This is a genomic window from Gemmata sp. SH-PL17 (assembly GCF_001610855.1).
In the GTDB taxonomy this organism is placed as follows: domain Bacteria; phylum Planctomycetota; class Planctomycetia; order Gemmatales; family Gemmataceae; genus Gemmata; species Gemmata massiliana.
This window is the reverse complement of the sequence record NZ_CP011271.1, coordinates 5,608,009-5,634,076: the sequence shown is the minus strand read 5'-3', so window position 1 is coordinate 5,634,076 and position 26,068 is coordinate 5,608,009. Positions and strand designations below refer to the sequence as shown.

Annotated in this window: 18 protein-coding genes and 1 pseudogene; 12 read left to right on the top strand and 7 right to left on the bottom strand. The window is 66.4% G+C overall.

Annotated features, from left to right (window positions below; all coding sequences use genetic code 11):
- Nucleotides 1-110 precede the first annotated feature (110 nt).
- Nucleotides 111-341: a hypothetical protein gene (locus tag VT84_RS38805; protein ID WP_157469743.1), complete on the bottom strand. Its 231-nt coding sequence runs from the start codon at nt 339-341 to the stop codon at nt 111-113.
- 50 nt (nt 342-391) lie between these two features.
- On the opposite strand from VT84_RS38805, the gene VT84_RS23180 reads away from it, so the two are divergent.
- The 8 genes and pseudogenes from VT84_RS23180 to VT84_RS23150 all read left to right on the top strand — a co-directional run bounded on the left by VT84_RS23180 (nt 392) and on the right by VT84_RS23150 (nt 13,444).
- A complete protein-coding gene (locus tag VT84_RS23180) occupies nt 392-3,748 on the top strand; it encodes a PVC-type heme-binding CxxCH protein (RefSeq protein WP_082841159.1) in 3,357 nt (1,118 codons plus the stop codon).
- A gap of 376 nt (nt 3,749-4,124) precedes the next feature.
- A pseudogene (locus VT84_RS42385) lies at nt 4,125-4,451 on the top strand (DUF1501 domain-containing protein); the annotation flags it as partial.
- 155 nt (nt 4,452-4,606) lie between these two features.
- Nucleotides 4,607-5,470, top strand: coding sequence for a DUF1501 domain-containing protein (locus VT84_RS23175; RefSeq protein WP_410000367.1), 864 nt, complete (start codon nt 4,607-4,609; stop codon nt 5,468-5,470).
- A gap of 521 nt (nt 5,471-5,991) precedes the next feature.
- A complete protein-coding gene (locus VT84_RS23170; protein ID WP_162271820.1) occupies nt 5,992-8,835 on the top strand; it encodes a sigma-70 family RNA polymerase sigma factor in 2,844 nt (947 codons plus the stop codon).
- Nucleotides 8,836-8,976: 141 nt separating this feature from the next.
- Complete coding sequence (locus tag VT84_RS23165) at nt 8,977-9,891, top strand: DUF1559 domain-containing protein (RefSeq protein ID WP_082841157.1); 915 nt, start codon at nt 8,977-8,979, stop codon at nt 9,889-9,891.
- Nucleotides 9,892-9,958: 67 nt separating this feature from the next.
- Entirely contained in the window at nt 9,959-10,414 is a 456-nt protein-coding gene (locus VT84_RS23160; protein ID WP_052552549.1) for a hypothetical protein, read from the top strand.
- A gap of 1,183 nt (nt 10,415-11,597) precedes the next feature.
- A complete protein-coding gene (locus VT84_RS23155; protein WP_162271819.1) occupies nt 11,598-12,968 on the top strand; it encodes a M48 family metallopeptidase in 1,371 nt (456 codons plus the stop codon).
- A 50-nt stretch (nt 12,969-13,018) separates the two neighbouring features.
- A complete protein-coding gene (locus tag VT84_RS23150) occupies nt 13,019-13,444 on the top strand; it encodes a hypothetical protein (protein WP_082841155.1) in 426 nt (141 codons plus the stop codon).
- 510 nt (nt 13,445-13,954) lie between these two features.
- Here VT84_RS23150 and VT84_RS23145 read toward each other — a convergent pair.
- The 5 genes from VT84_RS23145 to VT84_RS23120 all read right to left on the bottom strand — a co-directional run bounded on the left by VT84_RS23145 (nt 13,955) and on the right by VT84_RS23120 (nt 20,600).
- Complete coding sequence (locus VT84_RS23145) at nt 13,955-14,491, bottom strand: tetratricopeptide repeat protein (RefSeq protein ID WP_082841154.1); 537 nt, start codon at nt 14,489-14,491, stop codon at nt 13,955-13,957.
- A 30-nt stretch (nt 14,492-14,521) separates the two neighbouring features.
- A complete protein-coding gene (locus tag VT84_RS41125) occupies nt 14,522-15,490 on the bottom strand; it encodes a hypothetical protein (RefSeq protein ID WP_239465452.1) in 969 nt (322 codons plus the stop codon).
- 501 nt (nt 15,491-15,991) lie between these two features.
- Nucleotides 15,992-16,120, bottom strand: coding sequence for a hypothetical protein (locus VT84_RS41740; RefSeq protein ID WP_255359505.1), 129 nt, complete (start codon nt 16,118-16,120; stop codon nt 15,992-15,994).
- Nucleotides 16,121-16,783: 663 nt separating this feature from the next.
- The gene (locus tag VT84_RS41120) at nt 16,784-17,461 is read right to left on the bottom strand and encodes a hypothetical protein (RefSeq protein WP_239465451.1); all 678 of its coding nucleotides are present in this window, start codon (nt 17,459-17,461) and stop codon (nt 16,784-16,786) included.
- A gap of 490 nt (nt 17,462-17,951) precedes the next feature.
- Complete coding sequence (locus VT84_RS23120) at nt 17,952-20,600, bottom strand: tetratricopeptide repeat protein (protein ID WP_162271818.1); 2,649 nt, start codon at nt 20,598-20,600, stop codon at nt 17,952-17,954.
- A 256-nt stretch (nt 20,601-20,856) separates the two neighbouring features.
- On the opposite strand from VT84_RS23120, the gene VT84_RS23115 reads away from it, so the two are divergent.
- From VT84_RS23115 to VT84_RS23100, 4 genes are all read left to right on the top strand, one after another.
- Complete coding sequence (locus tag VT84_RS23115; protein ID WP_082841151.1) at nt 20,857-21,372, top strand: hypothetical protein; 516 nt, start codon at nt 20,857-20,859, stop codon at nt 21,370-21,372.
- A 406-nt stretch (nt 21,373-21,778) separates the two neighbouring features.
- Nucleotides 21,779-22,195 carry a hypothetical protein gene (locus tag VT84_RS23110; RefSeq protein WP_052552532.1) on the top strand — a complete coding sequence of 139 codons (417 nt, stop codon included), beginning with the start codon at nt 21,779-21,781 and terminating at the stop codon, nt 22,193-22,195.
- Nucleotides 22,196-22,664: 469 nt separating this feature from the next.
- Nucleotides 22,665-24,080, top strand: a complete 1,416-nt coding sequence (locus VT84_RS23105; RefSeq protein ID WP_162271817.1) for a type IV secretory system conjugative DNA transfer family protein — start codon at nt 22,665-22,667, stop codon at nt 24,078-24,080.
- Between the two features lie 275 nt (nt 24,081-24,355).
- A complete protein-coding gene (locus tag VT84_RS23100) occupies nt 24,356-25,036 on the top strand; it encodes a putative adhesin (RefSeq protein WP_082841149.1) in 681 nt (226 codons plus the stop codon).
- Between the two features lie 219 nt (nt 25,037-25,255).
- On the opposite strand, the gene flgG is transcribed toward VT84_RS23100, so the two are convergent.
- Complete coding sequence (flgG, locus tag VT84_RS23095) at nt 25,256-26,032, bottom strand: hypothetical protein (RefSeq protein ID WP_082841148.1); 777 nt, start codon at nt 26,030-26,032, stop codon at nt 25,256-25,258.
- Nucleotides 26,033-26,068 lie beyond the last annotated feature (36 nt).

Sequence of the window (26,068 nt, the reverse complement as noted above, 5' to 3'; positions counted from 1 at the left end):
GCCCGTCCGGGCTGTTCCCCGTGCGTGTCGGCAAGCCACCGACCCACACGCCCGCGTCCCCGCGACCACATTAACCGCGCCCGCGCCCGACGCGCGATCCGGTGCGGTTGTCACGGTTCCGGCCAGAGAACCGGTGGCTCGCTCTTGTGAACGGACCGCCGGGCGCGTACCCGGTCCGGCAACTCGCCCCACACCACCGGGTAGCTCCGACCGATGTCCCGCGCGAGTGAATCCCGTTCGGTTCGAGCGGCACCGCCCGCGCCCATTTGTTGGTGCACCAGCGCCAGGTGCGCGCGGCGCGTTCGGTATGTGGCCCTCGGGCTCGGGCGTTCCAATATCATGAACTACCCCGGTTACGGTCCGTCACCCCCGGCCCATTCCCAAGGTCGCAATGCACCCCTCCCGCATCGCCGCGCTGTTCGCGCTATTCGCGCTCGTTTCCGCGGGCTCGGCCGTTGATCCCGCCGCGGGGTCCGTGACCGCCTTGGACCCCGCGCTGCCGGACGGCACCGATGCCGCCCGCAAGCAGATCGCGACGTTCAAAGTCCCGGCCGGGTTGAAAATCGAGCTGTTCGCCGCGGAGCCGATGCTCGGGAGCCCGGTCGCCATCGGGCTCGACGAGAAGAACCGCGTGTTCGTTGCGGAGGAGTACCGCTTCAACCGGGGCACCGAAGAGAACCGCACCCGCAGCTTCCTCCTCGACGACGACCTGCAGATCCGCACCCCCGCAGAGCGCCTCGCGATGTACCGCAAGCACGCCAACAAGTTCGACGGGGGCATGGACTGGTTCACCAAGCACAGCGACCAGGTCCGGCTCCTCGAAGACACCAAGGGCACGGGAAAAGCCGACAAGAGCACGGTCTTCGCGGGCGGCTTCAACGCCCCCCTCGACGGCCTCGCGGCCGGGGTCATGGCCACCAACGGCGACGTCTATTTCACCTGCATTCCGAACCTGTGGAAGCTCAAGGACACTAGGGGAGAGGGCAAGGCCGACGTGCGCGAGGCGCTGCTCACCGGGTTCGGCGTGAACTGCGCGTTCCTCGGCCACGACCTGCACGGTCTCGCCTGGGGGCCGGACGGGAAACTCTATTTCAGCGTCGGCGACCGCGGCTTCCACGTCACCAGCAAGGAGGGCGCCACGCACAGCGGGCCGCGCACGGGCGCGGTGTTCCGCTGTAACCCGGACGGCACCGAGTTCGAGGTCGTTCACCGCGGCTTGCGCAACCCGCAGGAACTCGCGTTCGACCAGTACGGCAACCTCTTTGCGGACGACAACAACTGCGACAAGGGCGACCACGCGCGCCTCGTCTACGTGGTCGAGGACGGCAACAGCGGGTGGAACATGCCGTACCAAACGATCCCGGGGCCGTACACCGGCGGGCCGTGGTTCGCGGAACGGCTCTGGCACCTGCCGCACGCCGGGCAGCCCGCGTACATCGTGCCCCCGGTCGGCAAGATCGGCACCGGGCCGAGCGGGTTCCTGTTCACGAGCGGAACGAGTTTGCCGGACCGCTACAAGAACAGCTTCGTGATGTGCAACTACACCGGCGGCCCGGAAGCCGGGTTGGAGGCGTTCCGCGTGAAGGCGAAGGGGGCCGGCTTCGAGATCGAGGACTACCACGACTTCTTCAAACCGATCAAGGCGACCGACGCCGAGTTCGGCTACGACGGCAAGCTGTACGTCGCGGACTTCGTGAACCTCGACTGGAGCGGCAAGAGCCTCGGCGGTCGCATCTACACGGTGTTCGATCCCGCTAAGGTCGACAGCCCCGTCGTGAAGGAAACAAAGAAGCTGTTCGCCGAGGGGTTCGACAAACTGAGCGCCGATGAACTCACGAAGTTGCTGGGGCACGCCGACCAGCGCGTGCGCCAGCGGGCACAGTTCGCGCTTGTAGAACGAGCCGGGCGCGCGCCCGCGGTCTACGCGGTGTTGGGAAACGTCGCCGCGAAGAACGAGAGCCAGTTCGCGCGGATCCACGCGCTGTGGGCGCTCGGGCAGCTCGCGCGCAAGAACCCGGCTGCGGTCGGTCCGATCGCGGCCCGGCTCACCGACGCCGACGACGAAGTTCGCGCTCAGGCCGCGAAGTTGGTCGGTGACGTCGGAAGCGTCTCGGCCGCGGCCGCGCTCGTTGAGCGCCTCACCGATGCGAACCCGCGGGTGCGGTTCTTCGCGGCGCAGTCGCTCGGCAAATTGAAACACAAGCCGGCCGTCGGCCCCTTGTTCGATGTGCTGAAAGCGAACAAGGACGAAGACGCCTTCGTCCGCCACGCCTGCGTCACCGCCCTGGCCCGCATCGCGGACGCCGATTCCGTAGCGGCCCGGTCCGACGATCCGAGCGCGGCCGTGCGAATGGCCGTCGTGCTGGTTCAGCGCAAGCTCGCCGACAAGCTGGTCGCGAAGCTCCTGGCCGACGCCGACCCGCTGGTGCGCACCGAAGCCGCACGCGCGATTCACGACCTCCCGATGGACGACCTGCTGCCCCCGCTGGCGGCCCAACTCGCGAAACTGGTGGCCTCGCCGATCGCGGACAGCGACGCGCTCGCGCGGCGCGCGATCAACGCGAACTACCGGCTCGGTGGAACCGAACACGCGCGGGCCGTTCTCGCGGCCGTGACCTGCCCGACGCTCTCGACCGCGGTCCGGGCCGAAGCCCTCGCGGCCCTGAAGGACTGGTCGAACCCGCCCCCGCGCGACCGCGTCACCGGCTTCTGGCGGGCCGAGAAAGCGCGCGACGCGGCGATCGTTCGCGGCGTCGTCGAGAGCGGACTCGAAGCGCTCCTCGCCGGCACGACCGGCCGGCTCCAAACGGACGCGGTCGGGTTGGTCGTCGCGGTCGGGGCGCGGGCCGATGAAGCCCGGTTCGCTTCACTCGCGGGCGACCCCAAGGCCGATCCGAACCTGCGCGTCGCGGCGGTGCGGTTCTTCGCGGGGCACAAGTCGAAGCGGGCGGACGCGGTACTCACGGCCGCGCTGAAAAGCAACGCGCCGCTGGTGCGGGCCGAGGCGCGCGAGCTCGTCGCGAAATCCGATCCGGCCCGCGGGGTGCCGCTGCTCGACGAAGTGCTCGCCGACGAAGGCGCTTCGACGCGCGAACGGCAGCAGGCGCTCGCCGCGGTCGCCACATTGAAGACTCCGGCCGCGGAACGAGTGCTCGACGCCTGGACGTACCGCCTCGCGGCCGGTGAGGTGCCGGCCGATCTGCAAGTGGATGTGCTCGACGCGCTGAAATCGGCCCCGTCGCCGCTGCGGGACCGGTTGCGGCTGAAGTTCGAGTCCGCGTTGCCGCAGGACCCCGTCGGCAAGTTCAAGGTGAGCCTGACGGGGGGCGACGCCGACGCGGGGCGCGACGTGTTCTTCAACCACACGGCGGCCCAGTGCGTGCGGTGCCACACGATCAACGGGTCCGGTGGCACGGCCGGCCCGGACCTGACGAAAGTGGTGACCCGCAACCCGGTCAAGACGCGCGAGCACTTGCTGGAATCGCTGGTGTTGCCGAGCGCGAAAATCGCGACCGGGTTCGGCACGGTCACGCTCGCGCTGGCGGACGGGCGCACGATCGGAGGTACGCTGTTGTCGGAAGAGAAGGGCACGCTCGTCGTGCAAACGCCGGACGGCAAGAAAGTCACCGTTCAAGCCGACGAGATCGAACGGCGTTCTACGGCGCTCTCGCCCATGCCGGCGGTCGATCGCACGCTGACGACCCGTGAGATGCGCGACCTGATCGAGTTCCTGATGACGTTGAAGTAGTCGACGTCAGCAGAAGTCACAACGGTTAGAGCAATCGTGCCGTCGCGGGACGGCACATCGTCTGTAGCCGGTTCTTCGGACACCGATCGGCCGAATGTTCGGCCGATCGGTGCAAAGCGAGCACTTCCGCTGCTCAAAAAACAACCGGCGACTGAAAGTTACTTGACCGCGGGCCAATTGTTTGCGAAAGTCTGAATACTCCAGCCGACCTCACGAACAGACGAACCGCGCACGGATCCTACCCACAGCACACTGCTCCCAACTGCCGGATTTAGCCTTCCCTCCCTGACCGCCCGACTACTGCGCTGAATCGCTCGTGCCGCGCTCGACCCACCGACCACCCACCGCGTCTCCCACCGGCGCCCGAGGAACATTCATGCTCGCACCAATGCCCCGGTCCTGTGGCGGGTTGTCGCGCCGCGAAATGCTCCGGGTCGGTGCCCTCGCGCCGCTCGGGTTCGGACTGACCGACGCGCTCCAGGCGCGCCCCGACGCGGGCGCGAAGGGCCGAGCCCGGTCCGTCATCCTGCTGTTCATGTGGGGCGGGCCGAGCCACCTCGACACGTGGGACCCCAAGCCCGCCGCGCCGCTGGAGGTGCGCGGGGCGTTCGGGTCGATCGCGACCACCGTGCCGGGGCTCCGGATCGGGGAGCACTTCCCCCGGTTGGCGACCCGCGCGCACCAGTACGCAGTGGTCCGGTCGATGACACACACGGACCCCGCGCACCTGTCGCCCGTGCATCACCTGATGACCGGCCGGATCGCGCCCAAGCCCAACTCCGATGCCGATGGCGCGAGCCGGGGCGACGCCCGTGCCTCGGAGCCGTCGTACAGAAACTGGCGCCCTCGACCGGTGCGATGCCCTCGGCCGTTACGCTCCCCTGGGCGGTGTCCCACCCGTCCGCGCCCGGCGGCACCGCGCCGGGCCAAAACGGTGGGTGGCTGGGCGCCGGGACGGACCCGTTCCTCGTCACCGGGAACCCGAACCAGGAGTCGTTTACCGTGGCCGGCTTGTCGGCGCCCGGCGATGTGCCCGCCGCCCGCCTCCGGAGCCGCGCCGAACTGTCCCGGCTCCTGGACCGGACCGGCGGACCGGGCGCGGGCTTTACGGGGTTGCAGGGCAAGGCCCTCGACCTGCTCCTCGCGCCGGCCGTTTCGACGGCGTTCGATCTGGCGCGCGAACCCGCGCGGGTCCGGGACAAGTACGGGCGCCACCCGCACGGGCAGAGCTGCTTGCTCGCACGCCGGCTGATCGAGGCCGGTACCCGATTGGTCACGGTCAACTGGCCCGACGACGGTCATGCGTTTTGGGACACCCACGGGGACAATTTCCCGTCACTCAAGACCCGTCTCATGCCGCCGGCCGATACAGCCTTCGCCGCCCTGCTGGACGACCTGACCGCGCGGGGATTACTGGACGAAACGCTGGTCGTTTGGGTGGGCGAGTTCGGGCGCACCCCGCGGGTGGAGAACGGGGGCCGGCAGCACTGGCCCCGGTGCTACTCGGCGGTGCTCGCCGGCGGCGGCGTCCGGGGCGGCGCGGTCTACGGGGCGAGTGACCGGATCGGGGCCGATCCCGCGTCCAATCCGGTGTCGCCCGCCGACCTCACCGCGACCGTGTATCACGCCCTGGGAATCGACCCGGCGACCGAGCTCCAAGACCCCGCGGGCCGTCCCTGGAAAGTCGCCGATGGGATCCCGGTCCGACAACTGTTCGGTTAACCGGTGACGAGAGCGAACGTCGCCAGCACACTTCGGGTGCGAGACCACAAACTCGCGCACCAAGTGACTCGGGCGGGTCCGCCCAGAACCGGGAAATGGCCCCGACACTTCTCGCAGAGGTTCTGGACCCAGCGGCTCGGCGAAGCGCGTTCGTGTTTGGGCCACGCGACCCCACGTGCGGGCCCCCGGCCACCTCAACGCGGAACCCGGAAGTGGTCAATGGGCGCAAGAGGCCGTCTGTGAGCGGCGCGACCGAGCCAATCGCGGGAGCGCTCGCGCCGGCATCTCGTTGACTACCCACCGGCGCCAGAACGTCCGCGGTTGGGGCCGGACGACGGGTGCGACGAGCCATCGGGTTCCCTCCGTGGAAGCGATAACCCGTCACCTCCCAACGCCTTCCGCGCTACCAGTCAGACTCGCCGGCGCAGCTTTTTTGAGAACCGGAGAAATTTCGTTGAAAATTTCTTCGCGAGCCGGGGATATATGGGCGAGCCGGCTGCTGATTCGGAATGGGTAGAAAAATGCGCGGGACCAGGCAGGACTTGATCGTCCGCTACGCCCACGAGTTCGCGGGCGCGCCGCCCGGTGACGGGTGCGGCCCCGGCGCGCTCCTGGACCGCTTCGTGGCCACGCGCGACGAAGCGGCCTTTCGCGCCCTCGTCGCGCGGTACGCTCCACTGGTTTGGGGGGTGTGCCGGCGCGCCCTGTCCTGCCACCAGGACGCCGAAGATGCGTTCCAGGCGACCTTCATTGTCCTCGCGCGGAAGGCCGACCGGGTCCGCCCTCGGGAGATGTTACCCGGTTGGCTCCACGGGGTCGCGCGGCGGGCCGCCCAAAAAGTGTTCGAGCTCTCCGGGCGGCGACGGGAGGTTCTGGTGGACGCGATTCCCGAGCCGGTCTCTGACGCGCCCGGTTCCTGTCCGGATCTGTCGGGGGTGCTGGACGAGGAACTGGACCGGCTCCCGCCGAAGCTGAAACAGGCGGTCGTGCTGTGTCACCTCCAGGGGCGGACCTACGCCGAGGCCGGGCGCGAACTGGGCTGTTCGATCGGCGCGGTCGCCGCCCGGTTGGAGAAGGCGATGGCCGCGCTCCGGTTCCGGCTCGGGCGCCGGGGCTACGCTCCGGCCGGGGTGCTGGCCGCGATCCTGATGGCCGGGCCTGCGAAGGCGCTGCCGCCGGGCTTGTCGGCCCGGGCCGTCGAACTGGCTCTCGGGGGCGGGCCGCCCGCGGCCGGGGCGGTTGTCGCGGCCGACTGTGTGGCCCGGGCGCTCGGTAGTTCCAAGCTCAAGTTCATTGGCGTCGTGCTCGCGGTCGCCTGTGTCGGTGTCGCGGCCGCGGCCGTCGAGCGCCGCTCGGGTCCGCCGGGCGATCCGCGGCCCGCGTTCCCGGTCCGCTCAGAAATTGTTAGCGCGGCGCCCCGGGTGGATCGGTTCGGTGACCCGCTCCCGGACGGGGCGGTCGCTCGGATCGGGACCGTGCGGTTCCGACCCGGCCAGTTCCCCAGTAACGGCGACGTCGCGTTCCTACCCGACGGGCGCACGCTCGTGTCCGTTCACGCCACCGGGGTCGTCCGGTTCTGGGATCTGGCGTCCGGAAAGGAGACGTGCCACGTCGACGGCCCGCGCCACTGCTCCCAGGTGGCGGTTTCGCGGGACGGGACGCGCGTGATCGCGATGGGCTCGGAAGTGTGGGCCTTGGACCTCGCGCCCGCCGGCCCGCGGGTCCGGTGGAAAAGTGCTCCGGGCCTGGGGCTGCTGAGTTCGATCGCTCTGGCGCCGGACGGTCGGACGCTCGCGTGCGGCACGGCCCTCGGGCCGGCGGCGTACCTGCTCGACGCGGGGACCGGCCGAACGGTCCGGGTTTTGGAAGGACAAAGCGGAACCCGCGTTGCCTTCTCCCCGGACGGGGCGACTCTCGCCACCGGGATGCCGACCGCGGCGGTCGGCTTGTGGGACGTCGGGACCGGTACCCTCGTCCGCCGGTTCGGTGGGGGGAACGTCGCTCCGGTGACACGGTTCGCGTTCTCCCCGGACGGGACGGCACTCGCCACGACCGGGCTGGACCGGACGGTCCGCGTCTGGGACACGGCGACCGGTAACCTGCGGGCCTCGGCCCCCGGGGTCGGAGCCCCGGACCCGTTCGTGGCGTACACGCCGGACGGTCAGACGTTACTCGAAGTGGGCGCCGAGCAGATCCGGTACCGGGATCCGGCCAGTGCGCGCGACCTCCGGCCCGCCGCGGTCGCCCCGCACTTGAACCCGCTCTGGTCGTTCTCGCTCGGGGGCGGGAAATCGCTGTCCGCGGACGGAACCCTGCTCGCGGCCGAGGACGGCGGGGTGCTCGGGGTGTGGCGGGTGGCGACGGGGGAAGAGATCGGCCCGGCGGGCGCCCTGCACGGGCAGGTGCTCGCGCTGGCGTTCTCGCCGGACGGCCGGGCGCTCGCGACCACCGCGCGGTTCTCGCACGTCCAGCTCTGGGAGGCGGACACCGGCGCCCCGATCCGGCGCCTGCCGTTCCGCGAGCCGGGGCTGACCGCGTACACCCTGAGCTACCCGTCCGCGGAGCGGGTCGAGACCCTGGAATGGTGCCCCGAACCGGCGCCGCACTGGGTCCTGACCGGGTGGAACCCGGGGACCGGGGAGGCGACCGAGCGCCCCGGGATTCCCGCCGCCCTGGCGCGGCCGGACCCGAACCTGCTACCGGCGTATGCGGCCTCCGCGGACGGCCGCTGGCTCGCCTGGGGGCCGGGGGACGGTGTCGTCCTGATCGACCGAACAACCCGTGTGGAAACCCGTATCGCCCGCGGCGAACCGGTGAGCTTCGCCGAGTTCTCCGGGGACGGCCGCCGCCTGGTGTGCTACGGGAAGCGAGAAAAGGCTCTGAGCGTGTGGGACACCCGCACGGGGGCACTGCTGGCCCGGCTCCCGGCCAACTTCGACGCGCAGGCCGAGCGCCCGCTGGTGGCGCTTTCGCGGGACGGGAGCCGGATCGCGTTTACGCGGAAGGCCCCCGGCGGCGGGGACGAAATTCGGGTCGAGAAACTGAGTGGAGAAACGGTCCTGCGGGTCGCGGCCCCGAGCCAGACCACGCTGGTGCTGGCGTTCAGCCCGGACGCCCGGTTCCTCGCGGCGGGCGGGGAGGACGGCGCCGTCCGAGTGTGGGACCTCCGCACGGGAACGGAGGGCCGCCGGCTCGAGGGGCACACGTCCCGCGTCCAGGTCCTCGCGTTCAGCCCGGACGGTCGGCGCCTCGCCTCCGGTAGCGCCGACAGCACCGCCCTGGTCTGGGACACCGCTCTGTTCGGCCAAAAGGCACTCACCGCACCGAGCCCGTCGACCTCGCAAGCGACGGGCCGGCGCGAATAGTTTCTCGACTCACGGGCACCCGACCTCTCCCGGAGCGGTCCCCAAGCGGTCCGCTCCACGTCCGACCCGACTCTCCCTTTGCTGCCCCGCTCCGCCGGACGGTCCGGTGGGGGTACGTTTGTCATTATCGGAATCATCACCATGTCGTCGGAACGGATAACACCGCCGCGCGGGTTCACATTGATCGAGCTGCTCGTGGTGATCGCGATCATCGCGATCCTCATCGGGCTGCTCCTGCCCGCGGTGCAGAAGGTGCGCGAGGCCGCCGCGCGCGTGAAGTGCAGTAACCACCTCAAACAGGTCGGGCTCGCGGCGCACACGTACCACGATTCGCGGCAGCGGTTCCAGGGCATGAGGCCCAGTGACAACTGGGTCGTTGCAACGGCACCGTACCTGGAGCAGCAGGCCTTTTACAACGCCTGGACCGCGGCCGCGGACCCGAGCACGGGCGGGGCGTCGGCGCCGTCGGCGACGGTCTTCCCGACCCTGCTGTGCCCGTCCGACCCGGCGGTCGCTCAGACGGTCCTCGTCGACTGGGCGAGCCGGCACCGCTCGCTCATTAGTTACTCCCCGAGCGCCTGCGTCGACGTCACCCTGTGGAACGTGCCGACCAAGGACGAAGGCGTGTTCCCGCCGAACACGCCCGGGGTCACGCTCACCTCGATTACCGACGGGACCAGTTCCACCCTGCTGTTCGGGGAGTTCGACATGAGCGACCCCAATTACACCCCGATGGCCCAGGCGATGCTGGGCGCCCCGTACTTCCCGTTCGACAGCGAGCGCCTGGCCGGGTTGTGGTCACTGGGGGGGAGCACGCGGGGGACGGCGCCGGGGCTCAATTACCGGCTCCCCGGCGCCCCGTACCCGTCGAGCCAACTCGTGCTGAGCGACCTGCTGTCGAAGCGGAACACGGTGTTCTCCAGCCGGCACCCCGGTGGCGTGGGCTTCGTGTTCGCGGACGGTTCGGTCCGGTTCCTCCGCGACTCCATCACCCCCGCCACCCTGAACGCCCTGTGCACGCGCGCCGGCGGCGAAGTTATCACCGAGGATTACTGACCCCGGTAACGGCTCCCAACCGGCCCGCGCCGGTGCTCGGCACCGGCGCTCTGCGAGGACAAATTCAATGGCATCCCGATTCGTTTCGCTCCGCGCGGGGATTCTCATCGCGATCGTTGGCGCCACCGGGTGCGGGCGCGGGGCACCGTTGGCCGAAGTCGAAGGGGTGATTACCTGCAGCGGGCGCCCGCTCGCCAACGCCGAGGTGGTCTTCCTGCCGGACCCGGAACAGGGCACCGCCGGGCCGCGCTCGAGCGGGTACACGGACGACACCGGTCGCTATCGATTGACCACCCCGGGCGGCGCCGGCGCCACCGCCGGAACGCACCGGGTCACGGTTCGCGACCTGACGACGGTTCGCGGGCCGTTCGCGACGGTGGGCAACCCGGCCACCAGCCCGGCCGTTCCAAAGGCCCGATTCGCAGAGACCTACCAGAGCCCGTCCGCGACCCCTCTCAAGGCGGTGAAGGTCCAACCCGGGAAGAATGTGTTGAACTTCGAGCTCCCCGGCCCGGGTAAATAGGACGGGCTCTCAAGAACACCGGCACGCTGGGGCGCCGAGCGCGGCGAGCCTCGGGCAAGCAATATTGACGCTCCTCACCGTCTCGCGCTTGTCAACCGGAACGGGTGTCGGTTTTTCTGACCCGACAGCGGAACCTGCCTGTTATGCTTTACGCTTCAGGAGTGACACATTGTTCCAGGTCTGGAAGTTGTGGGCCAACAGGGTCGCGACAACATCCGGATTCAATCAATTGCATTCTTGGATCTGTCAGTCTGGTTTGTGAAGTGCCAGCGAAGAACAGTCGTGAGTCGCGCAGTACCCGTTAGCACTTCCGATCACGATTACGTTCGTCAGTTCTTGGATGAATGTTTCGGTCGCGTGCCCACGCATTTGCGCACAGGATGGGGCATGCCACCTCTCTGTTTCGCATGAAAGGTTCGCCTATACAGTTCGCTCGGATGCGCAGGGTGGAGCATCCGAGCCCGCCGGGCGCTGCCCGTGGAAGTGGCTCCAGGTGGAGTCACATTCCGGTTAGACGTTTGACGTGGATCGGCTGCCCGTCACGTTCTGGGTGTGCCATTACTACAACCGCGTTTGTCGATTCCTCCTTCGCGGTGAACGCTCGGCCTTTCTGCTCCCAGCACCGCCCGCGTGCCCCGCTTCAGGTTCAGAGTGGCATGAGTATCAGATGAACCCGGTGCTCCTCGGAACGGAGAGAGGGGTATTCGAGTCTAACAAAGGTATCCGTCTTCCCGGAGCATGCGCCCAGTTCCTAATGCAACTCGGCAACGGCGGTGCCGGACCGGGAGCCGGACCCCGCCGGCTTGAGGAGTCCATGTTTGGTTACTGTGAGGGGGACGTGCTGTTGTCGGCCCCATTCCCCCATCGAGCCCTTTGGGAACAGGCAAAACATGACACCCAATCAGAGAACGATCAGTCTGATAATCAGGATGGGAACAGAAGTGGCGGCCACCAGAACTCGATTCAGGGAAGTGTGATACTTAGTAAATGGCCAGTTCGCGGCGGCCCGGCACACGCTCTACTGGTCGTCACGGGGCGCAACGTCCGGCAAAGGCGTTCGGGCCCGGGGAACACGGACCACGCCGTCAGGGAAGACGGTTCTCCTTCACAGTTCTAGACTACAGTCAGACGACGGCTAAGCGCGACCGATCGACCCCAAAGCCCAAGACGGGAGATGATCGACATGAGCACAACCGAGCAACAGGCTCCGAAGTTCCCGTTCCTCACCTCGTTCGCCTTTCCCGCGCTGTTTGTTTTTCTCGTCCCGGTGCTCTCACTCGTCTTCTTCCTTCACGCGCAGGCCCGCTTCGATTCGCGGATCCGCGAGTCGATCATCGAAGAGATCCGCGCCGATAAGAAGCTCACAAAAGAGGAGCGCGAACGGGCGATCGCGTTCTTTAACGAAGTCTCGTTCTCACAACTGGCTTCGCGGGAAGAAACGGCCAAGCTCCTCTCCGACGACACGCGCTTGTATTACTCAACGTTTCGTTGGGCGATCGTTCTTTCGGCCGGGGCAATTATCACCGGGGGCGCCGTACTCCTGTTGGTCGGGGCGGGCGTGGCGCTGTCGTTCCGCTCGCAATTCGTTCAGTACTGGAGCCTCGCGGTGAGCTGGCACGTGTTGCGGGTCAGCAGCGCCCTTCAGGTCGTCGCACAGGGGGCGTTGCTCGTCGCCCTGTCGTTCTGGGTCACGGCCCTGTGGTTCAACTTCTACTCCGTGAAGCTCATTTTGGTTGTCGGTGTCCTGGCGGTGGTCGGGGTCGGCGCCGTGCTCGCCGGGATTTTCAAGCGCGTCAACAGCGACCACGTCGTTCCGGGGCGGGTACTCACGAAAGACGAGGCCGCGCCCGTTTGGAACGAGTTGCAGCGGATCTGCGATCGGGTGGGCACCCACCCCCCGGATCAGATCATCGCCGGGATCGACGATAATTTCTTCGTGACGGAGCGCGAGGTGATCGTCGGGGGCAAGGTGTACCGGGGGCGCACGCTCTTCGTCAGCCTGTCGCTCCTCAAACAACTGCACGGGAGCGAAGCCGACGCGATCCTGGCCCACGAGATGGCCCACTTCAGCGGTCAGGACACCCTGTACTCCGGAAAGATCGCCCCGCTGCTGAGCCGGTACGACCATTATTTACAGGCCCTGCACGGGGGCGCGGTGACGCTGCCGGTTTTCTACTTCATGCGGTGCTTCCGGGTGCTGTACGAGCTCTCGCTGAGCCGACAGAGCCGGCAGCGGGAGTTCCGCGCCGATCGCATCTCGGTGGAAACGACCTCGGCCCGCGCCGTCGCCGGGGCGCTCTTGCGCACGGCCGCCTACTCCCGGTACCGCGCGGGGGTGGAAAATGACCTGTTCATGCAAGAGCGCGCGATGGAAGCCGCCAACGTGTCCGAGCGCATCGAGCACGGGTTCCACCAGTACGCGGCGCGCTTCACCTCGGGTCCGGACATCGGTCGACTGGCCCCGGCCCACCCGTTCGATACGCACCCGCCCCTTTCTCAGCGCCTGCAGGCCATCGGGATGCCCTCGAGCACGAGGAGACACGTGCCCTCCTGACCGCGAGCGGGGACGGTGGGTGGTACCGGCACCTGCCGGCCGCCGAGGGGATGGAGAAGGAACAGTGGCGGGAGTACGAGGAACGGTTCCGGCACCACCACGAGCAGTCCTTGCCCTACCGGTTTCTCCCCGAGAGCGCCGAAGAGCACGAGATCGTTGTCAAATCCTTCCCGCCGATCAGCATTCCGAGCGGGCAGGGGGTGCTAACACTCGACTGCGAAAAAATGGGCTTCGAGAAATGGCCCGGGCCGATCCCGTATGCGGACATCGTCGCCCTGAGCGTCGATGACAACCGGGTGCTCACGATCACGCGGCGCCTGGGAAGTCCTTCGCAGTCCATCAAGCTGTCGAAGTTCGCCGACCAGCAGGGCGTCATTGACGCCATCAATCGCTACTACGGTCGGTATCAGTCAGCGGTGGGATATCAGGCACTGAAGAAAACGCTTGCTCGCGTAACCGACCTCCCTGCGGAATAACCCGCCCGCCGCCAAATGGCTCCCTTGCGAGGAGGGAGATCGAGTTCTGCAAGGCGGGACGGTGTCCAAAAATCGAGCGCGTATTGTCGAGGTGGTCCAAATACCGACTCCGCGGACTCGGGTGACAGATTTGTGTAAGCTGTGGGTGTTCCCGTGGTCGGTTTAGCTCGTCGCTCTGCGACGGGACGATGTTGCGTCGTCCGAGCACACTCCACCACACTCGTCGCGGGGAACGCTGTTCCAGCACCGCTATCCGCGGGGCCTGCAATTCTTACTGCAGGCGCTGGGACGACCCCAATGGTCGTGGTCACCTGCAATAAGAATTGCAGGCCCCGCGGGCGTTGCCGTGAGCGTTCCGTGCCCCAGGTCGAGAAGTAGACACCACGAGAACACCGCGGGCCAGGGAGCGATCCCTGGCCCGTGTCGTTTCGTGCGGGAGTGAAGTCGAACCGGCGCTGCCCCTTGTGCCGGCCGTTGGACAGAGATTGGGAACAATCCGGGTGCGCAAAATTAGGGTGCATCCAGCGCAGCCGCCCAGTCCGTCCCACCCTGTTTCCCTTGCTCGATGAGGGCAGTAGCAAACGGAGAACCTACCGGCAGCCACCGACAATCCGGTCCGAAAGCCTCGGCGATCAACGCACCGACGCGCCGGTACCCGCGCTCGGCCGCAACCGTGTCCCCGCGTTGAAGTGCCGCGATCGCGATGTTGCCGAGTACCCCGGCCAACGACATGAACATGTGCTCGAACAACTCCCCCCGCGCTTCCATCAGTTCGCGGTAGTACGGCTCGTAGATGCGGATCGCGCGGTACCACAGGGACTCGGCCTCCGCGTGATCCCCCGCAAAAGAGCAGGCCCCGGCTAAACGAACGATACTGTCCGCCACTTCCCAGTGGTCCGGCCCGAATGACTGTTCTCGGATCGCGAGTGCCCGGCGGTAGTTGTCCGCCGCATCGGTCAACTGATTGTGGAACCAGCACTCCACGGCCAAATGATCGAACGCCTCGGCGGTTTGGGGGCCAGAAGGATCGCTTCCCTCGGTCGACATCAACAGCTCCTTTCACGACCCAACCATCAATTACTCTTTCCCGAGCACGAGGTCCACAACCCAGCACCCGCGTGCGTGCAGCCCCGGCGCGCGACAGTGGTCGAGCACATCGGCGTTGTCGCACCCGGCGGCCTGAAGTGCGTCGGCGAGGACCGGCATCGCGCGGAAGTCACGCGACTCGTACATCTGGGACGCGAGCGCAACTGCGGTGTCGGTGCGCCACGCGGGGGAGAAGGCCACGGGACGGAACGGGTTGCCGAAGATGTCGCGGAGCAGATCCATCTGAGCCGCCATATCGTTTCGCACGGAGCGATGGTCCGCGGTCCACCACAATCGCCCCAGCGTCCGGAATGGCCCATTGGCACACAAGAAAGCGCACTGGCGCGTGATGTCCCCCGCCCCCTGCCCGGCGTCAGGGCGCGTCACATCCCGCGCCAGATCGAGAGCGACGTGCGCGGGGCGGTTAGCCATGCTGTAATCGAGCGCGTCACGGGCCGCGGACACCTCGGTGGCCGCTCCGCTCAACTCGTCCGCCGTCGCATGACCGTCGGCGAACCGCTCCGCAATCTCAACTGCGGCGTCGGCGAAGGAATCGCCGGCCACGCACGACAGCCGGTGATAAAAGGCGCAAGCGAACAACCGCAACTTCCGGTCGCTTACGGTTCCGCTCAGGAGCTTCACCATTAACCTCGGTTCCGCGCCCGTCAGCCATTCCGCCTCAGTCATCAGTCGCCCGTGCCCTTTGCCGAGCACCTGATCCACGACCCAGCACCCCCGGACGTGCGGTCCCGGTCCGCGACAGTGATCGAGCACCGCGGCGCTGGTACACCCCTCGTCCTGGAGCGCATCGGCCAGAATCGGCATCGCAGAGAAGTCGCGCGACTCGTACATCTGCGCCGCGAGGGCGGTGACCGTGGGCGTGAGCAACGACGGGTCGAGCGCCACGGGGCGGAATGGGTTGCCGAAGATATCGCGAACGATGTCAGCGAGGACCGTCACATCCTCCAACGTAGTAGCATTTTTAAGAAGAGCCTCCCACACCACGTCGCAACTTGTTTCTGCTTGGCGTTGCCCGACTGCGTGGGCCGCCGCTCGAGCGGCCAATACGTCTACACCATCGGCATCGGCACTGTTTGCAGCAGGGCGAGCTAGCGCCTGCTCGCCTTCACTCACCTCACCACGTTCGGCAACTTCATTTGCGTATATCCTCGCCTGAGCGATTGCCCGAGCGTATCGTTCGTCCACGTCAGCGCCGTCAACGCGCTTTGCAGCGTCGTATGCCGCTATCCGTTCATCTTCGCTCGCGTCACCATCCGCGTAACGTTCTGCGACCTCTACTGCCGACCGACTGCGTGCGTCGGTTAAGAGCGGCCAAGCGCGACGGCACAAGGCAACGGCAAGCAACTGCGACTTACGTTCGCTCGCGCCGCCAATTACGAGCTGCCAGAGCGAATACGCATAATCGCTCGTCAGCCACTCCGCCTCGGTCATCGGTCACCCTCACTCTTTTCCGAGCACCAGGTCCACGACCCAGCACCCGCGCACATGGACCGCCGGCTCCCGGCAGTGGTTCAGCACATCGGCACTGTCACAGCCCGCGTCCTGGAGCGCGTCCCCCAGAATCGGCATCGCGTTAAAATCACGCGACTCGTACATCTGCGAAGCGAGCGCAACTGCGGTGTCGGTGCGCCACGCGGGGGAGAAAGCGACGGGACGGAAGGGGAAAAACCCAACAACGTCACGGAGAAATGCGCTGGTGGCGAAGCTAGCCGTGCGCCACCTCTCCGCAAAGTCCCGCAATCTGTCACTCGTTCTCGTCGTGGGAGATACTGAATGTGTGATGGCGTCGATAACGCCACCGACCAATCGTCCGAGGGACGAAGTGTCACCGTGAATGAGGTCACGATGAAACAGAGATGATTCCTCACCATTTGCAAATAGCGAAAGCCAAGCCAGAATCGAAGGCGACGGCTCACCGGGGTACCGGTTGGGACGGTTGAATTCTGCGCTAGCGATTCGCGCCATTTCTTGCTTTGACAACTCACCTTCAGCAAATCGCTCCACCGAATCGAGAATCTCACCGTCTGACGGTTCAGGGAATGGAACCTGTCGACAGCACGCGAGAGCGAAGCACATCGCTTTGCGGTGGCTGAGTGAGTACACCGGATAACCTAGCTGTTTCCACACCCGGCGCCGCCAACTTATCTTTAAACGGCGCTGGTTTTCAAGGAACTTCCTCATTAGCGCGGGATCAACACAACCCAGCCATTCTTCCTCGGTCATTGGTTGATCTCACTCCTTGCCGAGCACGAGGTCCACGACCCAGCACCCGCGCACATGGACTGCCGCCTCCCGGCAGTGGTTCAGAACGTCGGCGCTGTCACAGCCCGCGTCCTGGAGCGCATCCGCCAGAATGGGCATCGCACCGAAGTCCCGCGACTCGTACATCTGCCCCGCGAGTGCAACCGCAGTGGAGGTGCGCCACACGGAAGAGAACGTCACAGGGCGGAACGGGTTGCCGAAGATGTCGCGCAAGATGCTTACGAGAGCGTCTGGCTCGGCGAACTTGTAACCCGCGCACCGAGAGCACGCGAGTACGGCCTTCACGACTTCTTCGGCGTAATTCTCGAACTCTTCAGGAGTTCTTGCTGAATGCTCCGCCGCTTGCGCCGCAAATATCCGGGCTTGTCCCAGACCGTCTGGATACTCGTTGCGCCGGTCGTGTATCTCGGTGTATGCTTCTGAGGCGCGATGGCAGAGTTCCCTACGGTCTTGAGGCCATCCGATGCCGTCCGCGAACCGCTCGGCCTCCTCCACTGCTTCCTGGCTGCGATCGTCTTCAAGAAGGCGCCAGATCCGGCGCACGCACGCACAAACCGAGAGTCGTAATTTCCGATCGCTGGACTTGCTGCGGAGGAACTCCAACATCAGCACCGGATCGTACTCGATCAACCACTCCGCCTCGATCATCGCTCGTCCCCTCTGGCACCTTCGTTGGGACGCCCAGTTCTGCCATCAGATGTTATCGTCGCACGCGAACCGGTGGAACTGGGCGCGCGTTTGGGATGTGAAGACGAGGGGCGGGGCCGGAAATGTGAGCAAATGTTACTCGCGCGCCACGGAGCCTGAAATTCCAGCGATTTCGCACGCGGCGAGTGAGTGCGGGTCGGTTCGCGGCGCCAGAAATGTTAGCCGCGATCCAGTTCCCTTGTAACGAGCCGCGACCGCAAGGGAGCGGGAGGCGCCCCGTTTATCGTTACGGTTCCACGCACCGGAAGCCCCGCTCCCTCGCGGTCGCGGCTCGTTTGGTCGCTGCATGGATCTGGAAACGAGATTGGCCGGTGTTGCCACGGGTCGAGCGCCGGGTGGCATTGCGAGCCCCGGACCGCCCCCGCGCCGGCGGTCGAGTTGGCGCGAGGGACGTCAGTGTGAGGCACGCAGCGAGGGCGCGGACGGGCGCCTAGCCCTTCCCCAGCCGCCGGAGCGCCTCCTTCGCGTCCCAGTACTTCGGGTGCTCTTCGTACACCGTCACCGCGTTGTAATACTTGATCGCGCTCGCGGGGTCGTTCATCGCCTCGTAGCACCGGGCGATGTTGAACAGCGTGTCCGCGCCGCTCTTGTGGTACTCCTTGAAGTCCAGGTACGCGCGCACCGCGAGGTCCGGGCGGTTCAACTCCTCCAGGTACAACTGGCCCAGGAGCCGGGTCGCGTTGTACCACGACTCTTCCTCGTCGCCCGAGCCCTTTTGCCCCTCGCGCACGTCTTCGAGGATCTGGAGCCCCGCGTCGCGCTCGCCGCGCCGCATCAGGCACCGCGCTTCCACCAGCCGCACGCGGTTGCTCGTCGGCTCGATCACCTTCGCCAGCCGCGCGAGGTGCGTGGCCCATTCGAGCAGGTCCGCGTCGGCGTCCGAGCGGTTCAAAATGCCCATCGCCTTGCGCGTGCAGTACCCCACGTCGAACCACTTCCCGACGTTCTCCTTCGCACGGGTCAGGCGCTCGACGGTGACCGAGTAGTAGTAGCTGTCGCGCTTCTGGATCAGGTCCGCGTCGCTGCTGCTGTACTCGAGCGCCGCGGCCGTGTTGATGACCGCGTTCAGCGCGTCGCGCATCTTGCCGTACATCTCGGCGATCTTGCGGTACGCCTCCAGAACGGCCCCGCCGCCGTCGTCGCGGTACAACTGGAGATCGGCGATCGCGGACTCGTAGTAGGGCCGGGCCTCGGCGTCCTTCTTCTCGCGCCCGGCCGCGTCGCCGATCGCGTCGGCCGCGTCCGCTTCGGCCTTGAAGACGTCGCCTTCCGCCTCCGCGAGTGCCGCGAGTTTCCGCAGCGCGTTGAGGTAGATTTCCCGCAAGTCCTTCGCGAGATTGCGCGGGCCGAACGCGCGCCCGGCGAGCTTGATCTGCTCCGTGTACCCGCGCGCGGAGTGCGGGTCGCCGTACTTCTCGCTCACGTCGGCGAGCTTCTTGAAGATCGCCGGGGCGCGCCCGAGCAGCCCCCGACCCGCGATCCGCAAGTACCCCAAGCCGCGCTCCCGGCGCTCCGGGTCGTTGTCGTCGGCGAGCTGGTAGCCGAGTTGCTCGACGTAGTCGTAGTTGAAGTCCTTCGGCGCCCCCGCAACGGCGACCGCGGCGATGAACTCCTTCTCCTGCAACCCGGTGTAAAGGACGTTCCGGTACTCCTTCGCCTTCTCGTTGCCCGCGTCCGCCGCGAGCTTCCGCTCCACGGCGCCGATCGCCTCCATCCGCCGGCCGGGTTTGTTGAGTTCGGGCCAGCCGATCCGCTCGACCACCCCCTTCGGGCCGTCGAGCGCCAGGAACCACGAATCGAACAGGATCTGGGCGCGCACGGTCGGGTGGTAGCCCGGCGTCTCGGGGCTGAGGAGCCGCGCGAGGGCCTCGCTCGCGTGGTCGTACTGCTTCGCGTGGATCAGGGCGATCACGCGCAGGTAATCGACCCGCGCGAGGTACACCGGCTTCTTCTGCTCGACCAGGTCGAGGAACCGCGCGGCCTCCTCGCTCGCGGCCGGCGTCGGCGGGAGCATGAGCAGCCCGGTCGCGCGGTCGAGGCACATCTTGAAGTCGAGTTCCTCGACGAGGTCCGGGTGCCGCTCAAGGGTCGCGAGCGTGATGCTGTTGTGGAGCCGGTGCATCCCCTCGTTCGCGAGTTCGCTCTCGGGGTTCAGTTCGAGCGCGCGGCGGAAGAACCGGATCGCGAGCGCGAGCTGCCCCAGGTTCATGTAGCTGAACCCGCGCAGCGCGTGCTTGAACACCCGCAGCCCGGGGAGCACCCGCGTCGCGTAGGCGAAGTAGATGATGATCGGGATCAGGAACGGGGTCGCCGCGCCCGCCCCGGGCAGCGCCGTGCCCACGCCGATCAGGTGGAGCGCGATCCCGAGGACGCCGCAGAACGTCATGATCTCGACCTCGGACTCTTCCGCCTCGCCGCAGAACGTGAGCAGGTAGAAGAACGGCAGCCCGAGCAGCAGGTAAATGCCCAGGTTGGCGCGCGACGCGGCGCTCTCGAACAGGGACACGCTCTTGGACGCATCGGCCGGGTCCGGCACCTTGATTTCGAGGATGTACTCGGACGCGAGGTACACGAACAGCGCCGCGACCCCGATGCCGGTCAGGAACCGCCACCGCCCGTCTTCCATCTGCCGCATGCGGTACAGCCCGAACCCGAGGAGCGCCCCGCCGAACGCGCAGAACGAGAGCCACTCGCTAACGGGCGGGGTGTGCTTGATATCGGCCCACGTGAGGCCAACGAGTTCGGCCAGCGGCTGTGACCACGGCTGCGCGAGTTCGCGCCCGGACATGATGCCGCACATCAGGCCGATCATGACGCCGCCGTAGATGAACTGCGGGCTTTCGAGCAGGACCAGGAGCGGGAACGCCTTCAGGTTCTCCCAGGGCTTCACCCCGCGCCGCACGAGCCGGCCGACGCCGAGGACCAGCCCCACGGCCAGCCCGGTACACACCCACCCGAGCACCCAGAAGATGTCCTTCCAGGCGTCGTCTCGTGAGGGGGGAACTTGGAGCGCGAAGAAGGCCCACAACCCGAAGAACAGGCCCTTCAGGATGTATTCGTTACGGTGCCAGGGGGTCATGCGGGTAACCCGGATTGGTGGGGATTGTGTCCCGCCGGGTCGCCGGAAGGTCGGCGCGGGACCGGAGTCGATTCCTCCCCCCGCCGTGGACCCGGAAGGTCGGGAGCGGCCGAGGGGACCGAATGGCATGGCAAGCCACACCTACCATATCGCGCCGCCCGAGTGTCTGGTAGGGTGCGCGCAACGCGAATCGGCGCTTGACTCTACTTCCGGGAGCGCCTAATCTCGCTTCGTTGCGTTTTCCGGAGTACGTGTCTTGTTGCGCGCACGGGTCGCCACAATCCGACTCGCGATCGCGGTTCTGGCCCTGCTCGGCCAGTTAACCCCGGCCGTCGCGTTGCCCGTGAGCGCGGTGCTCCGATCACACACGAGCGCTGTGCCCGGTTGCGCCCCCGTTGGATGCGCCTGCACGCCGATCGAAAAGGCGCTGACCGGCTGCTGTTGCAATAAGCCGGAACCGCCTTCGAGTTCCGACAGCGCTCCGCCGAAGAGTTGCTGCAAGCCGCCCGAAGTTCCCAAGCGGGAACGCGCGACCGAAGCCAAGATCACTCCCGGCGGCAAGTGCTGCTGCGACAAGAAGAGCGGCACTAGTACCGCGACCGCGGAACCAGCAGTACCAGCAGTGGTCGCGCCGCTCGCGCTGGGTGACCACGAATCACGGCCCGAACTTCCCCGATGGGCGCCACTCACCACAGCGCTCCTGCTCCCCCCACCCTCTCCACCCCCGCGAACCGCGCAGGCACCCGCCGAGCCGCTCACGACCGCACCCTGATCCGGCGCGGCACGAGTCGTTTGCGCGGGTTCGCGTGAATATCGCTTGCACGGCTCGCGTCTCAACCGGCGGGAGGTCGGCGTTTACGACTTCTGTCGGAGCACCCGAACCGCGAGAGGTGATTCTGTGAGAGGAACCCCACGCTCTCGGTGATTGGAAACGATCCGGCCGGGTGCTCCGGTAGTGGTCTAGTCGACGGCGGGTTCGATCCCCGCCGCGAGCCACTGCCCGAACACACGAGCGCGGGCGCGAAACCGCCTCAAGACTCGACTGAGGTGCGCGCCCGCGGGCTTCTTTTGGTGCCTACAAATTTCTGTTCGGGGCGACCGAACAGCGCGAAATAGTCTGCCCCCGGAGCGTGTGACGGTCACGCGGTCCGAAGGGCGGTCTGTGTTGAGGAGTTTCCATGTTTCGCAAGCTCATTCGGGCGAGCCTGTTCGCCGCCTTCGGAATGGCGGCCGTTTTGTTCGCCTACGGGAGCGTCACCGCGTCCCCGGCGGCCGACGAAAAACTGCCCGACATTTCTGAAATCATGAAGAAGGGTCACAATAAGACCGAAGGGTACGTGGCCAAGATCAACGGGGCGGTCAAGGACGGGAAGTGGGAGGACGCCCAGAAGTACGCCAAGACGCTCGCGTTCTTCGGCGAGAACCTGGGCAAGAACAAGCCGCCGAAGGGCGATGCCGCGTCGTGGAAGAAGCTGACCGACAAGTACGCGGAGAGCACCAAGGCCGCGCTCAAGGCGGCCGACGACAAGGACGCCAAGGCGCTGAAGGCCGCGCTCAACATCAACTGCAAGGCGTGCCACGACGCGCACCGCTAATCTCGGATGCTAACCCCGGATACACAGGGCTCTCGCCCTGTGTATCTGCGACACCCCGCGTATCTGTGGTCCGCGCGCCCCATTCGGGGCGTTTTTTTATCTGGCATCGCGAACCCGCCGCGGACGAGCTATGATCCTTGTAAGGATGAAAGAGCCGCCCACGGTAGACGTCTTGTGACCTGATCTCAAATCGGTGACACGTTTCTTCTCCCGGAACAACAAACGAAACGCCCGCGAAAGCCGTTTACCGGTCGTGAACCGACGTCCCGAAACCGTGCTAGTAAACGTAACGTGAGTCACACGCGAAGGAAGCGTTCACACCGATCGTTCCGCCGGGGCACCAATATGGCCCCACGAAATCCGAGCAAGGTTAAACCGGCTTTCGCGTATGATGGATGAGCCGTCCGCACACGAGTCCCGCGTCACTGGGACAGCGACTCGTTTTGCCGCTCACGCAGGAGCAGCCCATATGTTCGACCCGGCCGAAGCACCGACCGATGGCACCAAGCCGGCCGCGCCGCGCGCGGCCAAGAAGCCGTCGCGCGCACGCGGTCCGGTCAAGAAGAGCCCGCTCCCGCCCCCGGAGCCGCACGCGAAGCTCCCGGACAACGGGGCGTCTCTGTTCCTCGGGTGGGACGGGACCGCGCACAAGGCCACACTCGGGTTCCGGTCCGCGCACTTCGATGCGTCCGACGCGCCCGCGCTCACCTACGGCGGCGACGGGCACCTGCTCACGATCGCGCCCACCGGCGCGGGCAAGGGCGTCGGCGCGATCATCCCGGCGCTGCTGACCTACCCCGGGTCGGTCATCGTCACCGACGTGAAGGGCGAGAACTACCAGGTCACCGCCCGGCGCCGGCGCGAGATGGGCCAGCAGGTGATCGTCCTCGACCCGTTCGGGCTGGTCACGAACAAGAGCGACAAGCTCAACCCGTTCGACCTGTTCCACATCCCGGGTTCGGACCCGGAATCGGACGCCGAGATGCTCGCCGCGCAGCTCGCGGTGGGCCACGAGTTCAGCACCGACCGGTACTGGGAGGACACGGGCCGCGGGCTGGTGTCCGGCCTCATCGCGGACGTCGCGACCAGTTCGCCGGCGGACAAGCGGAACCTCTGCACGCTCCGCGAGCTGCTCTACAACGACGACCTCGACTACACGCTCGCGGTCGCGCTCGACACGCGGAAAAAGACGATGTCGCCGCTGGCGCGCGACGAGTTCATCGCGTACCTCGCGGCCCCGTCGGACAAGACGCGCCCGTGCATCCGCACCACCGCGACCACGTTCGTGAAGTGTTTGGGCAGCACCGCCGTCGGCCGGTGCCTGGAGCGGTCCACGTTCGAGCTGAACGACCTGCTCCACAACAAGCCGATGACGATCTACCTCGTGCTCCCGCCGGAGAAGCTGCACAGCCACCGCGCGCTGCTGCGGCTGTGGGTCGTCACGCTGCTGACGGTCGTGATGCGCCGCTCGAAGCTCCCGAAGCAGCGCACGCTGTTTCTGCTGGACGAAGCCGCACAACTCGGGTCGCTCGACCTGCTGCCGCAAGCGGTGTCGCTGCTCCGCGGGTACGGGCTGCAACTCTGGACGTTCTGGCAGGATCTCAGCCAGATGATGAAGCTCTACCCGAACAACTGGGAGGCGCTCGTCAACAACGCGGCGGTGCTCCAGGCGTTCGGCGTGCCGGGCCACGCCTCGCGCAACAGTTGGCGCGTGATCCTCGGCGACGCGGACGCGCAGCTCGCCTCCGAACTGCACCCCGAAGAGATGCTCGTCGCGATCACGGGCCAGGGCATCGCCCGGCACACGCGCGCGAACTACCTGAAGGACAAGCCGTTCGCCGGCCGCTTCGACTCCAACCAGCGGTTCTCGGGGCTGGAGAAGTAAGCAAAGTTCGACACGCTGAATCCACTTGCTCCCGATCAAAGACCGGGAGCTTTTTTGTTTCTCGGCCGCCTCGTTCGCTGTGTCACACACGGCAAAAGCGCTGCTCAATTCGAGAATCCAGCGCGAAGAAACCGGCGCGGCAAGAAAACCAGAAATTCCGCGCTCGGAGGGTTTAGGTTCCCGCGCCTCGTTACGTACAGGGGGTGCTCGCAAGCCGCGATCGAGGTCGTCGATCAACCGGAATTGCCGTCCCCCTACTTTCGGAGCGCCCCAAAGTGAGCAAAAAGGACATTCTGAAGACCGGTGAGTACATGCCCATCGAAGTGGGTTCGTGGGTCTACGTCTGGACCCTAGGCGGGCAGAAGCCGCCGACCGATCGCTCGCGCGCGTGCATGATTAGCGCCCACGGCGAACAAACACTAATCACGTCCGGGTCCGGCGCCCCGAAGCACGTCAACCTCGCGTACTATTGCCCCAACGGGTACAACTTGAATGGCGCTCATTTGCTATCGAGCGCCACAAGGCAAATGAAAGTGAATGAATGGTTCAGCCCGGGCCAGGCCAAGCAAGATTACAAATTGACGAAATACCAAGGATCACACAATAATTCGGGTGAAAATTACGAGAAAATCCAAACGGGCATCCACCGTCCGGCGCAAGTCAAAAGGTTTAACGACATGTTCCACGACAATAAGCGGCCCAATCACAAGTCGGAACAGCAGTGGGAGCGGGAGCGCCAAACAGAATTAGACGGCATCAAAGATGTCGTCTACGACATCGTGACTATTCGGGATCGCTCGATTATTCACGGCAGCTCGCCCACGCTGTACTCGGTGGTCGCGGCCCTGGAAAAAGCCGGCTTCCACTACTCCACCGTCCACTGCTTCTTTTGTCGCGGCTCCAGTGACCCCAAGAGGGATTTGGGCAGTCACAAAGCGGAGCGGCGCAATAAATAGCCGCGCCAAACGCGCCCGTAGGACAGCCCGCCGCGGCCACCCCGACGGCCTGTAAATCCGGCGTTGTCACAGGTGAGAAGAATTTGTAATGCCGAAACGCCCGCCGCAGGTTGTCCGGGTGCCGCAGGAACGGGGCGGCCCCGGATGCCTGTGTGTATCTCGCGCCACATCCGCGTGCAACGGCGGCCGACCCGATGGGAGCGTTTCAGTTTCGGTCCGTCACTCCTTGCCCGTCTTCACTTTCACCTGAACCTTGCTCGCCTCGCCGTTGTTCGCGGCATCGTTCTCCAGGTCGCGGACCAACTCGATCAGCGCGGCCGCGTAGTTGAACGAGTGCCGCTCGCGGAAGCCCTGTCGCGTGAAGCCGAGTCCGTTCTGACCGGGCATCCCGATCAGCGGGGTGCCACTCCGCTCGGTCTCCCGGAACAGTCCGTGCTCCCCGGGCTTCATCCAGCCCGGGTTCGGGAACTTCACGAGGGTCAGTTGGCCCAAAACCGTGCTGGCGTTTAGCGCACCCGCTTGCTGAACCGAAACGGTGCCGTCGCTCCCCACGCAGAAGCTCACCGCCTGCGGCGGAACCTTGATTTGTGGCGACACGCGGTACCCCTGGGCCGTGACGAGACAGCCGTCCGCCGCGACACCGAAGTTCCCCACGCGGGTGTAGGCGATGTCCCCATTCGGAAGCGTGATCTGAAAGAACCCGTCGCCCTCGATCGCGATATCGGACGACTTCTGCGTGTTAACGAGCGTTCCCGGCGGAAGGGTGGGACTGTCCTTCGCGAACACCCCGGCCGCGCTGCCACCCTTCGGTAATCGCAGCCGGACCTCGACCACGGCCTCATCGGATGCTTCGACCGCCGCCACGGGCGCTGGTGTGGGCGCAGCGGTAGGAGCGCCCGGGGCCGCGATCGTCGGGGCGAAGAACTGAATCGACCCGAGGCCGTAGCCGAGCCCGAGCGTCAGGCACAGGGCCGGGAAGAGAACTCGGGCGCTCATGCGCGGTCCCCAAGTAATTTAATTGTGGATCGCCGG